Below are 15,540 nucleotides of genomic sequence, written 5' to 3' on the forward strand. Positions count from 1 at the left end.
AAATGTCAACAGACCCTAGTTTAAACTTTAATAACTGTAGAAAAAAACGATAAAATGCTGAGTGAAAAAAAGTAAATTAACTTTCACGTACTATACGTTTGTGATTACAATTGTTAGCTTATAACGAAATTTCATTAGCCCTTATTAAGTTGAAGAATTAGACCGTGACCGACGCTCAGAAAAAACAGCCTAAACATGTCATGATGATGGCAGCAGGTACGGGTGGACATGTTTTCCCTGCACTTGCCGTTGCGAAAGAACTTCAGCAACAAGGCATTGATGTCTCTTGGTTGGCAACACCGTCAGGCATGGAAAATCGTCTATTAAAAAATCATAATATTCCAATTTATCAAATTGATATTCAAGGTGTGCGTGGTAATGGCTTAGTCCGTAAGTTAACCGCACCTTTTAAAATTCTAAAAGCAACTTTAAGCGCAATGCGCTATATGAAACAGCTCAATGTTGACGCTGTTGCAGGTTTTGGTGGTTATGTTGCAGGTCCTGGTGGTTTGGCTGCACGTGCTTTAGGTATTCCTGTCATTATCCATGAGCAAAATGCGGTTGCAGGTTTTACTAATACACAATTATCACGTGTTGCAAAAACGGTATGTCAGGCATTTCCAAATACATTTCCTGTAAGTGAAAAAATAAAAACAACAGGCAATCCTGTTCGTAAAGAAATTACTGAAATTTTAAACCCGACTTGGCGTTATCAAGAGCGTGAAAAAGCAGGCGAACCATTACGTATTTTAATCGTGGGTGGTTCTTTAGGTGCGCAGGCTTTAAATGAACGTGTCCCTGAAGCCTTAAAACAGTTAGATGTTCCGCTTAATGTTTACCATCAATGTGGTCAAAACCATGCGGAAACAACGCTTGCACGTTATGAAGGTAAGTCGGAACATTTGAATGTAGATGTTCAGCCATTTATTGAAAATATGGCAGAAGCCTATTCAACAGCAGATTTAATTATTTGCCGTGCAGGTGCGTTAACTGTAACTGAAATTGCAACCGCAGGTGTTGCTGCTATTTTTGTTCCTTTACCTTCTGCTGTGGATGATCATCAGACTGCAAATGCAAAATTTTTAGCAAATAGTGGTGCAGCAAAAATTTGCCCACAAGCAAGCTTAACGTCAGAAAGTTTAAAAGAAATTTTAGCACCGTTGATGAACCGTCAATTGTTGTCTGAAATGGCAGCAAAAGCGCGTCAACAAGCTCAACCAGATGCAACCCAACACGTGGTTCGTTTAATTCAAGAATTGTAATCCGAGAAAAATATGTCTCCATCAACACCAGCTGATCAAGCTAAAAAGTTAATTAAAGTGCCTGAAATGCGCCGTATTAAACACATTCATTTTGTGGGTATTGGTGGTGCAGGGATGTGTGGCATTGCGGAAGTATTAAAGAACCAAGGCTACAAAGTTTCGGGTTCAGATATCAAAGCATCGAAAACGACAGCACAACTTGAAGAAAACGGTATTAAAGTTTATATCGGTCATGCGGCTGAAAATATTCAAAATGCGAATGTTATTGTTGTTTCAACTGCAATTGATCAGGAAAACCCTGAAATTAAAGCAGCAATTGAATCTCGTATTCCTTTAGTTCGTCGTGCTGAAATGCTCGGTGAGCTTATGCGTTACCGTCATGGTATTGCAGTTGCAGGTACACATGGTAAAACCACAACAACAAGTTTAGTAACATGTATGTTGGCAGAAGAAAACTTAGATCCAACCTATGTGATTGGCGGTTTGTTGAATCGTACAGGTGTAAATGCTGCGCTAGGTGCGAGTCGTTACATCGTGGCGGAAGCAGATGAATCAGATGCATCATTCTTGCATTTACAGCCAATGGCAACCATCGTAACAAACATTGATGCTGACCACATGGACACCTATGGCGGTAGTTTCGATGTACTAAAAGATACATTTGTTCAATTCTTACAAAAGCTTCCATTCTACGGTTTAGCTGTTGTGTGTGGTGATGATGCGAATATTCGTGAAATCATGCCACGTATTGGTCGTCCGTTATTAACCTATGGTTTCAACGAAGATAATGACATTCGTGCAGTAGATGTTGAACAAATTGGTATGCAATCGCACTTTACGGTGCTTCGTAAAGATCGTGAGCCTTTACGTGTCACCATTAATATGCCGGGTGCACATAACATCCTAAATTCATTGGCTGCAATTGGTATTGCAACAGATGAAGGTGTATCTGATGGTGCCATTTGTCGTGCATTGGAAGGATTTAGCGGTGTTGGTCGTCGTTTCCAAGTTCAAGGTGAATTTGAGCTAGACGGTGGTAACGTGAAATTGGTAGATGATTACGGTCATCATCCAAAAGAAGTTGAAGCGACCATTAAAGCTGCGCGTGCAAGTCATCCAGATCGTCGTTTAGTGATGATGTTCCAGCCGCACCGTTTTAGTCGTACACGTGACTGTTTTGATGACTTTGTAGATGTACTTTCACAAGTCGATCAACTTTTATTGTTAGAAGTTTATTCAGCAGGTGAAAAACCAATTGTGGGCGCAGATAGTCGTTCACTTGCGCGCAGTATTCGTTTGCGCGGTGAGGTTGAGCCAACGCTCATCGATCCTGTAGAAGGCAATATTCAAAATGTGATGAAAAATGTACTCAAAGCAGGCGACTTGTTATTAACGCAAGGTGCGGGTAATGTTGGTGCAATTTCAATCGAACTTGTACAAAATAACTTATATTTAAAATAATCTCGGATTGAGATTTAAATTCAATTAAGTGATTTATAAAGTTTAAGGATATAAACGTGTCAAATGCTTTGAAGTTCGGCAAAGTTGCCGTTTTATTAGGTGGGAAATCTGCCGAACGTGAAGTTTCTTTAGACAGTGGTAATGCTGTATTAGAAGCTTTACTTCGCTCAGGTGTGAATGCAGAAGGCTTCGATCCACAAGAACGAAGTGTGACTGAATTAGTAAATTACGATCGTGCATTTATTGTGTTACATGGTCGTGGTGGCGAAGATGGTCAAATCCAAGGTGCGCTTGAATGGCTTGGTTTACCTTATACGGGTACAGGTGTTCAAGGTTCAGCAATTGGTATGGACAAAGTAAAAACCAAGCAAGTTTGGCAAGGTTCAGAACTTCCAACAGCACCATATCGTATTGTGACTAAAGATTCGGACTTACAAGAAATTGTAGATTCAATTGGCTTGCCATTCATTATTAAGCCTGTGCATGAAGGTTCAAGTATTGGCATGAGCAAAGTCGAAAAAATGGAAGACTTTGCAGAAGCAATTGCAAAAGCAACGCAGCACGATGCTGTGGTGATGGCTGAAAAATGGATTACAGGTCGTGAATTTACCATTGTCATTTTAAATGGTCAGGCACTTCCGGTGATTCGTTTAGAACCACCAAAAGACGTTGCATTCTATGACTACGAAGCAAAATACAACCGTAATGATGTTCAATACGGTATTCCTTGTGGCTTAACAGAGTCTGAAGAAAAGCAACTACAAGCATTATGCTTACGTGCTTTCCAAGCCGTTGGTGCAAGTGGTTGGGGGCGTATCGATGCCATGCAAGATGAACATGGTAACTTCTGGCTATTAGAAGTGAATACTGTTCCGGGTATGACAAGTCATTCATTGGTGCCAAAAGCTGCAAATGCAATTGGTTACAGCTTCGATGAGTTATGCGTTGTTATTCTTGAACAAACACTGACGGAAGCGACACACTAAATTATGGCTCAATTACCAGCCTCGTTGCGCCGTAAAAAAGCGGCAATTACATCGATACATGAAAAGCCAATGACGCGAAAGGAAAAGCTTTCGAACTTTGGTGGTTGGTTGATGTTATGTGTTGCTATTGCTGTTTTGTTGGTTGGAATATTTGGGCTATATAAGGTGATGACCGATGGGCAAGTTGCACAACTTAATGTTGCGGGCGCTTCGTCGGAGTCAGAACAGAAACAAATTTATACACACGTATCACCTGCTGTGAAAAACAATTATTTCACATCAGATTTAAGAGAAATTCGAGATAAAACACTCGAGTTGTCTTGGGTAGATCGAGTTGTAGTATCTCGATTATGGCCCAATTCAATTCGAGTTCGTGTTATGCCGAAACAAGCGATTGCGCGTTGGGGAACAGGTCGACTACTCAGTGATAGTGGTGATGTATTTACAGAAGTTGTTGTAAAAAATCATCAAAATTTACCACTTTTACATGGGCCAACACATCAGTCTAAAATGATGATGCGTCGATATAATGAAATTAATCAATTATTTCTGCCTGCGAATATGCGATTAAAAGAATTATATTTAACAGATCGTATGACATGGTTTATGCAGTTTGATTCAGGTTTACGTGTTATTGTTGATCAAGATCAAATGATGAGCAAGTTGCAAAGACTGAGTTATCTTGCAAAGAATGATTTAAAACCAGCATGGGGGCGAATTTCTGCAATCGATTTAAGATATAGAAATGGGCTGGCGATTCAATGGAAAAACTCAGTTGCACCTCAAATTGCAAATGGGCATTTTGTTGTAACGATTAGTGACACAACAAACATTGCGGGCGAAGTAGCAGCGAAGCCATAATAATAGGCTTTTAAATATAGGCTTTTTGCCAAAAATTAAACATATACAAGTAATGGTAGTAATAAATAATGAATGAAGCTGTTCCCTCGGTTGTTGCGATAGACATTGGGACACACAAAGTTTCAGTTTTGATTGGTAAGGTGCATGCGCCGGATAACATCCAAGTCATTGGGATGGCGACCGCTCGTAACCGAGGCATGAATAAAGGGAAAATTGTAAGTCTTGATAAGGTTGTTACGGCTATTAAAAATGCCGTACAAGAAGCTGAAGATATGGCTGAATGTCGTATTCATTCGGCTTGGATTTCTATTCCAAGCGCAGAGCTAAAAAGCTACTATGCTTCTGGTCGTACGCCAATTGATAATCATGATCACACAATTACAACCAGTGAAGTGGTACGTGCTTTAGATTTAGCAAAAGCAAGCCATCTCACATCAGATCATTACTTGGTGAGTGCTGTTCCTTTAGGTTTCGATTTAGATGATTCTGGCGAGTGGGTACAAAATCCTATTCGTATGTCGGCACATAGTATGACTGCGCATTATCAACTGATGATGATGCCAATTAGCATTATGCAAAACCTAGATCGTGCTTTGAAAGGTGCTAACATTTTCGTAGAAAAAATGGTTATTTCAAACCTTGCAACGGCAGAAGCAACCCTACTAAAAGATGAAAAAGAATATGGTGTATGCTTAGTTGATATTGGTGCTGGCACAACAAATTTGGCTGTTTATTTAGATGGTCGTTTGGCGTTGGCACATACATTACAACGTGGTGGTGAAAACGTAACACGCGATATTGCAGCGGTTTTGCAAACATCAACAGAAGAAGCCGAACGTATTAAGCTTCTATACGGTTGTGTAGATTTAAGTGTGGTGAAGCCAGACCATATGATTCAAATACAAGGCATTGATGGACCACAAACCATTAGTCGTATTGAATTGGCTGAAATCATCATTGCACGGTATGAAGAGATATTTGCGCAAATTCGCGATGAATTAGAAAAAAGTGGCGCAATACACGGGCTTTATCATGGTGTGGTGTTAGCTGGTGATGCCTGCCAAATTGAAGGTATGGTGAGCTTTGCTCGTAGAACATTGGGTGTTTCTGCTCATTTAGGTAATCCACCTGTTGAAGTTGCAGCAGATGATCAGCATCAAGCCTCTTTAAGACGTTCACAATACATCACGGCAGCAGGTCTGCTTATGTATAGCCAAACTTATGCGCAAGATACAATTGTTGAACCTGAAGATACAGATGAACTTTCTGTATGGGGACGTGTTGGACGTGCTTGGTCGGGCTTAAATGAGAAGTTAAAATCAATTTTTTAGTTGTATTTTTAGGGAATATTGTTAGGAAGTTGTATATAAAATAGCTGATACTTGACAAGTTATGCATTGAACAGCATCCTGAAAACAATTTTTATTAAGATCAAGGCAGTATACGGGCTTAAGTGACTGCCAATTATGAATTAGGATATCTAAAGACCATGGCATCATTTGAATTTTTTGAAGATGATCAAGCTGATAATAACGGTCAAGCCCGCTTCACTGTTTTTGGAGTGGGTGGTGCTGGCGGGAATGCTGTACAGCATATGCTTGAATCGGATATTCAGGGCGTAAAATTTGTTTGTGCAAATACAGACAAACAAGCTCTGGATCGTATGAATTCGCAATTTAAAATTCAGCTGGGTGAGCAAAGTACACGCGGTTTAGGTGCAGGTGCAAATCCACAAGTGGGTCAAGCTGCAGCAGAAGAAAGCCGAGAGCTTATTCGTCAACAACTTGAAGGTACGGACATGGTTTTCGTAACTGCAGGTATGGGCGGTGGTACAGGTACAGGTGCTGCGCCAGTTGTTGCTGAAATTGCAAAAGAAATGGGTATTTTGACTGTTGGTGTAGTAACAACGCCATTCAATTTCGAAGGCAAGCGTCGTTTGCAATCTGCGGAAAAAGGCATTGAAGCTTTAGAAGCGCATGTTGATTCATTGATTATTATCCCGAACCAACGCTTATTGAAAGTGTTCCGTGATATCTCAATGAAAGATGCTTACAAGAAAGCAGATGACGTATTGTTAAATGCGGTACGCAGTATCTTTGATCTTGTGGTTCGTCCAGGTCACATCAACCTTGACTTTGCCGATTTGAAAACTGCAATGAGTACGCGCGGTTATGCAATGATGGGTGTGGGTTCTGGTCGTGGTGAAACACGTGCGCGCCAAGCTGCAGAACAAGCAATTCGTAGTCCATTACTCGATAACGTGACAATTATGAATGCCAAAGGTATTTTAATTAACGTAACGGGTGGCGATGACGTAACATTTGGTGAAATTGAAGAAATTACCGATGTAGTCAACCAAATTGCCGATTTGGATGAAGGTCAAGTTTTCTACGGAACAGTATTTGATCCAGATGCACGTGATGAAATTAGCGTAACTGTGATTGCAACAGGCTTAACGCGTAATGCAGCTGCTACAGTAGAACCTGTAAAACGTTCAGTTGCTCAATCACAAGTTTCTTCGGTAAATGTTGGTTCGACAGACGAAGATGATGTGCCTGCAATTCAACGTCAGCACAACGATTCGTCAACTTCTGCCAATACATCAGGTTCAACGGGTTCTGCTCGTCCGACACCTATGAGTATTCAAGAATATCTTAAAAACCAACAACATAAGTGATTTCTTTGCTTTTATTGTAGATTTGAGATAAACAAAAAGGTAGCTAAAATGCTACCTTTTGTTTTTTTAAAATGACTAAATATGCTAACGTATAGCTGTTTGATAAACAGATGATTAGAGAAACATGTTGAAACAACGTACCTTACAGCGTGTCGTGAAAGCGAGCGGTATTGGTTTACATAGTGGGCAAAAAGTATTTATGAATTTCGTGCCTCACCATGCCGATGGAGGTATTGTTTTTCGTCGTTCAGATTTAAATCCACCTATTGATATTCCTGCAGATGCTATGCTGATTCAAGAAGCTTTCATGTGTTCTAATTTGGTACAAGAAAATGCCAAAGTAGGTACAATTGAACATGTGATGAGTGCGATTGCTGGTTTGGGAATTGATAACCTAATTATTGAGTTATCTGCATCTGAAGTCCCAATTATGGACGGTAGTGCAGGGCCTTTTATTTACTTGCTTATGCAAGGCGGCTTAAAAGAACAAGATTTACCGAAAAAATTCATTAGAATTCTAAAACCTGTAGAAGCCTTAATTGATGATAAACGTGCGATCTTTAATCCGCATGAAGGTTTTCAATTAAACTTCACCATTGATTTTGATCATCCTGCATTTAAGAAAGAATACCAATCTGCAACGATCGATTTTTCTACTGAAACTTTTGTGTATGAAGTAAGTGGTGCTCGAACTTTTGGCTTTATGAAAGATTTAGATTATCTAAAAGCAAATAATCTTGCTTTAGGTGCAAGTCTTGAAAATGCAATTGGTGTTGATGATTCAGGTGTTGTGAACGAGGAAGGTCTACGTTTCTCAGATGAGTTTGTTCGCCATAAAATTTTAGATGCAGTGGGCGATTTATATTTGTTAGGGCATCAGATTATTGCCAAGTTTGATGGCTATAAATCTGGTCATGCTTTAAATAATCAACTTTTGCGCAATGTTCAAAAAGATCCAACAAGCTACGAAATTGTAACATTTGATGACGAGAGTCAATGTCCGATTCGTTACGTTAGTGTGATATAACTCATTGTCTTTAAGTGTTAATGTTATAGTGTAATGTATCTATTGTGACGTATGTCGCACTATTTAATGCTGTATTGTTAAGAAATATGTAGATTGATTATTTTTTATTACTTGCCAAACGTAACAAAGCTTGGCTAAGCTTGGGGTCAGCCACAAATTCAGCTGCACTTTTGAGCATTTCTTGAGTGTCAGCACTAAGAGATTTGGGTGATGCTTCATTTTTTTGAGGTATGTGGGGTTCTACTCTTAATCGGACATAGATTTTTTGTAAATCATGAAGTCCATCAAGTTGTGAAAGCTGTGCAATATATTGTTTTTGTAAATATGCGAGCTGACTAATCATTGCTTGATTTAAGCCAGTAATTGTTAAAATGCCATGTTGATAACAAGCGACATGCCATTGTTCTGGTTGGGGTAATAAGGGTTGAACTAATTTTGTAAGTTTCTGCCATGCAGCAACTTGTTGAGAGAGAAACGTTAAGTTTCCTGTTTTTGAGTGTTTTCTTGTTTGCTGAAAAACATTAATGGGTTCAGACATATTTTGTCCCTTCATAATTGTGTCTTATGTTATGCCCATTTTTCAGTAGATATCAAGGATGAGATCACCAAGAAACTTTAGTAAAAACAGTTTATGAGGTTTTTTATGCAAGTAAGACGTATTCTAATCGCTTTTTCGGTCGCAATTTCTGCGGCTTCTTTAGCATTTGCAGATTTAGTTCAAGTGAACGCTACACAAAATAATTCACCAGATCGTTTAGAACAACTTACTCGCACTTTAGCTCAAGGTAGCTATGCAGAATCTCAAGATATTGATCTTCCTGCAAACACGCAAATGACTGTTAAGCTTCGCGAAAAATCTGTTGAATTAAATAATGACTCAATTGCGAAAAAATACGGTTCAAAAGCATCATATTCTTCATCAAGTCCTTATTCATGGTTGGTGACACATCCTTTACCAGATATGAAACGTGTAAGTTCAGATTTTGGTGGTCGTACAATGGGTGGTCGTGCTGAAAATCATTCAGGTTTAGATTTATCTGCACCTTCGGGAACACCTATTTACGCAACAGGTCCTGGTATTGTAACGAAATCTGGTTGGGGCACAGGCTACGGTCAATATGTGGAAATTAATCATGGAAATGGTTATTTAACACGCTATGCGCATGCATCACGTTTGGTTGCTCGTGTTGGTGACCGTGTTGACGCTGGCGAACATATTGCAAATGTAGGTTGTACTGGTCGTTGTACTGGTCCACATTTGCATTACGAAGTAGTAAAAGATGGTCAACGTAAAAATCCATCATCTTATTTAGCGATGTTGCCATAAGAAGGGAAATGACAGCATTGATGAGTCCGCATAAAGCTCATCTATAAACTGAATATATTTAGGCTATCATTAAATTTTGATAGTTATGTTTAAAAAACCGTCAATATTGGCGGTTTTTTGTTGTTTTGAGTAAATAAAAGTCAATGGGTATTTATTTATTAAATATTAGACCAAAACCGTATTCATCTGGAACGATATCTGCGCTAGTCAAAAGTGTGATACATATATGTATATATAATTAGGCATACAGAATAGGTGAAATATGGCGTTTTATGGCGATACAGATGCGCAAGAAACCCAAGAATGGCAAGATGCGTTTGACTCTGTAATTCAACACATGGGTACAGAACGTGGTGCTTTCTTGCTCGAAAAACTATATCAACGTGCGATTGCTAAACATGTTCCCATTCAGCGAATAAATACGCCTTACTTAAATACAATTTCAGTAGAAGAACAGCCTGCAATGCCTGGCGACCAAGATATGGAGCGTCGTATTCGCGCACTTATTCGTTGGAACGCGCTTGCAATGGTTCTTCGTGCGAATAAAACAGGTGATGATTTAGGTGGTCACTTAGCAAGTTTTGCATCATCTGCAACTTTATATGATGTTGGTTTTAACCACTTCTTCCGTGCGAATAATGAAAACTTCGGTGGTGATATGATTTATTACCAAGGGCATTGTGCTCCTGGTATTTATGCACGTTCATTCCTTGAAGGTCGTTTGACTGAAGAGCATTTAAATAATTTCCGTCGTGAAGTGGACGGTGTTGGTATCCCAAGCTATCCGCATCCATATTTAATGCCTGACTACTGGCAGTTCCCAACAGTATCTATGGGTCTTGGTCCAATCATGTCGATTTACCAAGCACATATTCAAAAATACTTAATGAACCGCGGTTTAATTAAAGAAGAAAACCGTAAGGTGTGGGCTTACCTTGGTGATGGTGAAATGGATGAGCCAGAAAGTACTGGTGCTATTTCACTTGCAGGTCGTGAAAAGCTAGATAACCTGATTTGGGTTGTAAACTGTAACCTACAGCGCTTAGATGGTCCTGTACGTGGTAACGGTAAAATCATTCAAGAACTTGAATCATTATTCCGTGGTGCAGGTTGGCGTGTGATTAAGGTAGTTTGGGGACGTCATTGGGATCCACTACTGGCAAAAGATGAAACTGGCGCACTTAAAGCGGTAATGGAAGAAACAGTTGATGGTGAATATCAACGTTACCAAGTAAAAGGTGGCGCATATACACGTGAGAAATTCTTCGGCAAATACCCTGAAGCGGCTGAACTCGTAAAAGATTTAAGCGATGAAGATATCGATAATTTAAATCGTGGTGGTCATGACCCGTACAAAGTATTTGCAGCTTATGCAGAGGCATGTACTGCGAAAGGTCAACCAACAGTAATTCTTGCGAAAACAGTAAAAGGTTACGGTTTATCTGAAGAAATTGAAGCGGTTAACAAAACGCATCAAATCAAAAAGATGCAAATCGAATCTTTAAAATATGTACGTGATCGTTTCAACTTGCCATTTAATGATGAGCAATTAGAAGAAGTGCCTTTCTATCGTCCAAGCGAAAACTCGCCTGAATTGAAATATATGAAAGCACGTCGTGAAGCTTTAGGCGGTTATTTACCTGCACGTCGTAAAGAAAGTGAACAACTTGCTATCCCTGAATTATCTGTATTCGATGCAGTGCTGAAAGGTTCAAATGGTAAAGAGCAATCGACTACGATGGTGATGGTTCGTTTAATTGCTGCACTTCTTAAAGAAAAAGCAATTAAAGATCGTGTAGTACCAATCGTACCTGATGAAGCACGTACATTTGGTTTGGAAGGCATGTTCCGTCAGTTGGGTATTTACGCAGCGAATGGTCAGCAATACACACCTGAAGACCAAGAACAGTTAATGCATTATCGTGAAGCAAAAGATGGTCATATGCTTCAAGAAGGGATTAACGAAGCAGGTGCGATGAGTGCTTGGGCGGCGTTGGCAACAAGTTATTCAACCAATAACTTACCAATGATTCCAATGTACATGTACTACTCTATGTTTGGTTTCCAACGTATTGGTGACATTGCATGGGCTGCAGGCGATGCACAAGCACAAGGCTTCTTGTTAGGTGCAACAGCAGGTCGTACAACGCTAAATGGTGAAGGTTTACAACACCAAGATGGTCATTCACACATTCTTGCAAATACCATTCCAAACTGCGTGTCTTATGACCCTTGTTTTGGTTACGAATTAGCAGTAATTGTGCATGATGGTTTACAGCGTATGTATGTGAATCAAGAGCGTATTTTCTATTACTTAACTGTAATGAACGAAAACTACGAGCATCCAGAAATGCCACAAGGTGTTGAGGAAGGCATTAAACGTGGTATGTACTTACTACAAGAAGATGAAAAAGCCACTGTTCAATTGATGGGTTCAGGTGTAATTCTTCGTGAAGTCATTAAAGCAGCACAAATTCTACGTGATGAATACCAAATTCATTCAAATGTCTTCAGCGTAACAAGCTTTAACGAGCTTGCACGTGATGGTATGGCGTGTGAAGAATATAACCGCCTACATCCAATGGCTGATGTTGCAAAAGAAGCATGGGTATCTGAACAGCTTCGTGGCACTAAAGGTATTGTTGTTTCTGCAACAGACCATATGCGTGCATATAGCGAACAAATTCGTGCGTATCTTCCAGACAGCCGTCCATTCGTAGCATTAGGTACAGATGGTTATGGTCGTTCAGATTCACGCGCTAAATTACGTAGCTACTTTGGTGTAGATGCCGCGCACATTGTTGTTGCGACATTGAAAAAATTAGCAGATGAAGGTGAAGTAGATGCGCGCTTAGTTAAAGACGCAATCTCTACATTTGAATTAGATACAGATCGTCCTGTGGCTTGGGCTCCTCAAGCAACTCCATCTGTACAAGCTGTAGCAGACTACAAAGAGGAGAAATAAGTATGCAAATTACAACTCCTGATATTGGTGTAGACAAAGCAACTGTTGCTGAAATTTTGGTAAAAGTTGGCGATACCATTGCAGTTGATGACAGTGTTGTTTTACTTGAGTCTGATAAAGCCTCTGTTGAAGTGCCTAGCACTTCAGCAGGCGTAGTAAAAAGCATCTTAATTAACTTAGGCGACAGTGTTGCTGAAGGTGCTGTACTGATTGAGCTTGAAGGTTCAGGTCAAATGGAAGCTCCAGTTGCTGAAGCACCGAAAGCTGAAGAAAAGCCTGCTCCTGTTGTAGAAGCTAAAGTTGAAGCAACTCCTCAAGTAACAGCAGCAACTTCGCAAGTCGTTGATGTTCAAGTGCCAGATATTGGTGTTGAAAAAGCAATTGTAGGCGAGGTTTTGGTTGCAGTGGGCGATACCATTGCAATTGATGACAGTATTGTCGTTGTTGAATCTGACAAAGCAACTGTTGAAGTTCCAAGTACTGTTGCAGGTGTGGTTGAATCAATTAGTATTCAAGTGGGCGACAGCGTAAAAGAGGGTGTAGTGATTCTTAAAGTGAAAACTGAAGGATCTTCATCTACAACACCTGCTACACCAGCAAAAACTGAAACAGCTCCTGTAGCTCAAGCACCCGTTGCATCAGCGCCAACAGTAACGACAACTGCTGCAGGTCCTGTAGAAGTTGCTGTACCTGATTTAGGTGTTGATAAAGCAGCTGTGGCTGAAATTTTAGTTGCTGTAGGCGATAAAGTTGAAAAAGACCAAAGCATTATTGTTGTTGAGTCGGATAAAGCAACTGTTGAAGTACCAAGTACAACAGCAGGCGTAATTAAAGCAATTCACGTGACATTGGGTCAAAATGTTTCTGAAGGTATTGCCTTAGTGACAATCGAAGCTGAAGGACAAGTAGTTTCTACTCCAGCACCTGCGGTAAAAACTGAAGCACCTAAAGCTACTGCTCCTGTTGCAGAAGTTAAAGTACAAACGACTGCTCCTGTTGCTACAGGTGGTGTAGATAAACTTACGAAAGAGCAAAATGCTGCAAATTCGAAAGTTTATGCAGGTCCTGCTGTTCGTAAACTTGCACGTGAATTAGGCGTTGTATTGGCAGATGTTAAAGCATCTGGTCCACATGCACGTTTAATGAAAGAAGACTTATTCGCTTATGTGAAAACACGTTTAACGACACCTCAAGCTGCTCCTGTTGCACAAACAGCGGTATCTGCAGGCTTGCCCAAGCTTCCAAGTTTTGATGCCTTTGGCGGTGTGGAAGAGAAAGTATTGACACGTTTACAACAAGTGTCGATTCCACAACTTTCTTTGAATAACTACATTCCGCAAGTGACTCAGTTTGATTCGGCTGATATTACTGAGCTTGAAGCGTGGCGTAATGATCTTAAAGGCAACTTTAAGAAAGAAGGCATTAGCTTAACGATTATGGCCTTCATCATTAAAGCGGTAGCTCATCTTCTTAAAGAAGAACGTGAGTTTGCAGGTCACTTAGCTGATGATGGTAAATCTGTTCTATTACGTAATGAAATCCATATGGGTATTGCTGTTGCAACGCCAGATGGCTTAACAGTTCCTGTATTACGTAATCCAGATCAAAAATCTATTAAAGATATTGCTGTTGAGTTGGGTGTGTTGGGTCAAAAAGCACGTGATAAGAAACTTTCTCCGAAAGATCTTCAAGGTGCGAACTTCACTATTTCAAGCCTAGGTGCAATTGGCGGTACAGCATTTACCCCACTTGTAAACTGGCCTCAAGTTGCAATTTTGGGTATTTCACCTGCAACAATGCAACCTGTTTGGAATGGTCAAGGTTTTGATCCGAAGTTAATGCTTCCATTGTCATTGTCATACGATCACCGTGTGATTAATGGTGCAGATGCAGCACGCTTTACCAATAAATTAACGAAACTTTTAAAAGATATTCGTACTTTGTTAATCTAATATTTCGCATGATTCTTTTGTTTTTTCTCTTTTTTTTAGAGGAAGTATAAAGAGGGTGAAAAAGGGAAAACCTGCTTCGGCAGGTTTTTTTTGGTTTGAAAATTCAACTGAAATTGTTTATAATGGCTACACTTCATTGGGGAGTAGCCGCCTTTTGCGCAAAGCGAAAGGGTGATGATCAACATATTTGTTCTAAACAAGAACATGGTCATCATAGCAAATAACCAAATGAGCTTTTCCTAAAGCTTTCTTTTGTTGGCAAGACCTTTGATTTACCACTCTGCACATTGGCTAGCAGGAGGGGTGAGTCATTGGTATATGTTATTGCTAGCCAGAGAAACACATCATGCTTTCAGCTTTTTTCATTTCTTTAGTTGTTGTTGCTCTTTCTGAAATGGGTGATAAAACACAACTACTTGCATTGCTTCTTGCCGCACGATTCCGTAAACCTGTTCCTATTCTTTGTGCTATTTTTCTAGCGACCGTTGTCAATCATGGTGTTTCTGCTGTACTTGGTCAATGGATTACAACTGTACTTAGCCCAACAATTTTATTATGGATTGTATCTTTAGGCTTTATTGGTATGGCAATTTGGATGCTTATTCCAGATGAATTAGGCGATGAGTCTGAAAGTATTAATAAATGGCAAAAATATGGTGTATTTGGTGCAACATTTGTTTTGTTCTTTTTAGCTGAAATTGGCGATAAAACTCAAATTGCGACAGTTGCATTGGCAGCCCGATTTGACAGCATTGGTTGGGTAACATTAGGTACAACTCTTGGTATTATGTTAGTGAACGCACCTGCTGTTTTCATTGGTAATAAGCTTGCTGAAAAACTTCCTATTTCACTTATTCATAAAATTGGTGCTTTAGTTTTCTTAGTGATTGGTATTGCTGCATTGGCACAACATTATTTCTTTTAAAATAGACTGAAAATTAAAAAAACCCGAGTTTTAAGCTTGGGTTTTTTTGTGATTTAAATCTCAAATGTTTGATATTATTAAAAATATTTAAACCATA

Annotated in this window: 12 protein-coding genes and 1 riboswitch; of the genes, 11 read left to right on the top strand and 1 reads right to left on the bottom strand. The window is 39.7% G+C overall.

The genetic code is table 11. The features are described from left to right. The first annotated feature begins 164 nt into the window (after positions 1–164). The 7 genes from murG to lpxC all read left to right on the top strand — a co-directional run bounded on the left by murG (position 165) and on the right by lpxC (position 8,274). Positions 165–1,262 carry an undecaprenyldiphospho-muramoylpentapeptide beta-N-acetylglucosaminyltransferase gene (gene murG / locus A6M14_RS11660; RefSeq protein ID WP_163121719.1) on the top strand — a complete coding sequence of 366 codons (1,098 nt, stop codon included), beginning with the start codon at positions 165–167 and terminating at the stop codon, positions 1,260–1,262. 12 nt (positions 1,263–1,274) lie between these two features. Beyond that, positions 1,275–2,723 (top strand): UDP-N-acetylmuramate--L-alanine ligase, encoded by a 1,449-nt coding sequence (gene murC, locus A6M14_RS11665; protein WP_152875224.1) that lies wholly within the window; start codon positions 1,275–1,277, stop codon positions 2,721–2,723. Positions 2,724–2,779: 56 nt separating this feature from the next. Beyond that, the gene (locus A6M14_RS11670) at positions 2,780–3,709 is read left to right on the top strand and encodes a D-alanine--D-alanine ligase (RefSeq protein ID WP_163121717.1); all 930 of its coding nucleotides are present in this window, start codon (positions 2,780–2,782) and stop codon (positions 3,707–3,709) included. A gap of 3 nt (positions 3,710–3,712) precedes the next feature. Beyond that, positions 3,713–4,570, top strand: a complete 858-nt coding sequence (locus A6M14_RS11675; RefSeq protein ID WP_152875225.1) for a cell division protein FtsQ/DivIB — start codon at positions 3,713–3,715, stop codon at positions 4,568–4,570. 68 nt (positions 4,571–4,638) lie between these two features. Beyond that, positions 4,639–5,901 carry a cell division protein FtsA gene (ftsA, locus tag A6M14_RS11680; protein WP_152875227.1) on the top strand — a complete coding sequence of 421 codons (1,263 nt, stop codon included), beginning with the start codon at positions 4,639–4,641 and terminating at the stop codon, positions 5,899–5,901. 158 nt (positions 5,902–6,059) lie between these two features. Continuing rightward, positions 6,060–7,247, top strand: a complete 1,188-nt coding sequence (gene ftsZ, locus A6M14_RS11685) for a cell division protein FtsZ (RefSeq protein ID WP_152875229.1) — start codon at positions 6,060–6,062, stop codon at positions 7,245–7,247. A gap of 124 nt (positions 7,248–7,371) precedes the next feature. Continuing rightward, entirely contained in the window at positions 7,372–8,274 is a 903-nt protein-coding gene (gene lpxC / locus A6M14_RS11690) for a UDP-3-O-acyl-N-acetylglucosamine deacetylase (RefSeq protein WP_152875231.1), read from the top strand. 97 nt (positions 8,275–8,371) lie between these two features. Here the strand turns inward: lpxC and A6M14_RS11695 are convergent, their stop codons facing one another. Beyond that, a complete protein-coding gene (locus tag A6M14_RS11695; RefSeq protein ID WP_152875232.1) occupies positions 8,372–8,812 on the bottom strand; it encodes a DUF721 domain-containing protein in 441 nt (146 codons plus the stop codon). Between the two features lie 105 nt (positions 8,813–8,917). Here A6M14_RS11695 and A6M14_RS11700 point away from each other — a divergent pair, with 105 nt between their 5' ends. The 4 genes from A6M14_RS11700 (at position 8,918) to A6M14_RS11720 (ending at position 15,443) form a co-directional block, all read left to right on the top strand. Then, complete coding sequence (locus A6M14_RS11700; protein WP_152875234.1) at positions 8,918–9,601, top strand: M23 family metallopeptidase; 684 nt, start codon at positions 8,918–8,920, stop codon at positions 9,599–9,601. 262 nt (positions 9,602–9,863) lie between these two features. After that, positions 9,864–12,566: a pyruvate dehydrogenase (acetyl-transferring), homodimeric type gene (aceE, locus tag A6M14_RS11705; protein WP_152875236.1), complete on the top strand. Its 2,703-nt coding sequence runs from the start codon at positions 9,864–9,866 to the stop codon at positions 12,564–12,566. Between the two features lie 2 nt (positions 12,567–12,568). Then, positions 12,569–14,518 carry a 2-oxo acid dehydrogenase subunit E2 gene (locus tag A6M14_RS11710; protein WP_152875238.1) on the top strand — a complete coding sequence of 650 codons (1,950 nt, stop codon included), beginning with the start codon at positions 12,569–12,571 and terminating at the stop codon, positions 14,516–14,518. Between the two features lie 126 nt (positions 14,519–14,644). Further along, a riboswitch (yybP-ykoY riboswitch) is annotated at positions 14,645–14,847 on the top strand. A 17-nt stretch (positions 14,848–14,864) separates the two neighbouring features. After that, positions 14,865–15,443, top strand: a complete 579-nt coding sequence (locus A6M14_RS11720; RefSeq protein WP_152875240.1) for a TMEM165/GDT1 family protein — start codon at positions 14,865–14,867, stop codon at positions 15,441–15,443. Positions 15,444–15,540 lie beyond the last annotated feature (97 nt).

Source organism: Acinetobacter portensis, assembly GCF_009372215.1.
Classification (GTDB): domain Bacteria; phylum Pseudomonadota; class Gammaproteobacteria; order Pseudomonadales; family Moraxellaceae; genus Acinetobacter; species Acinetobacter portensis.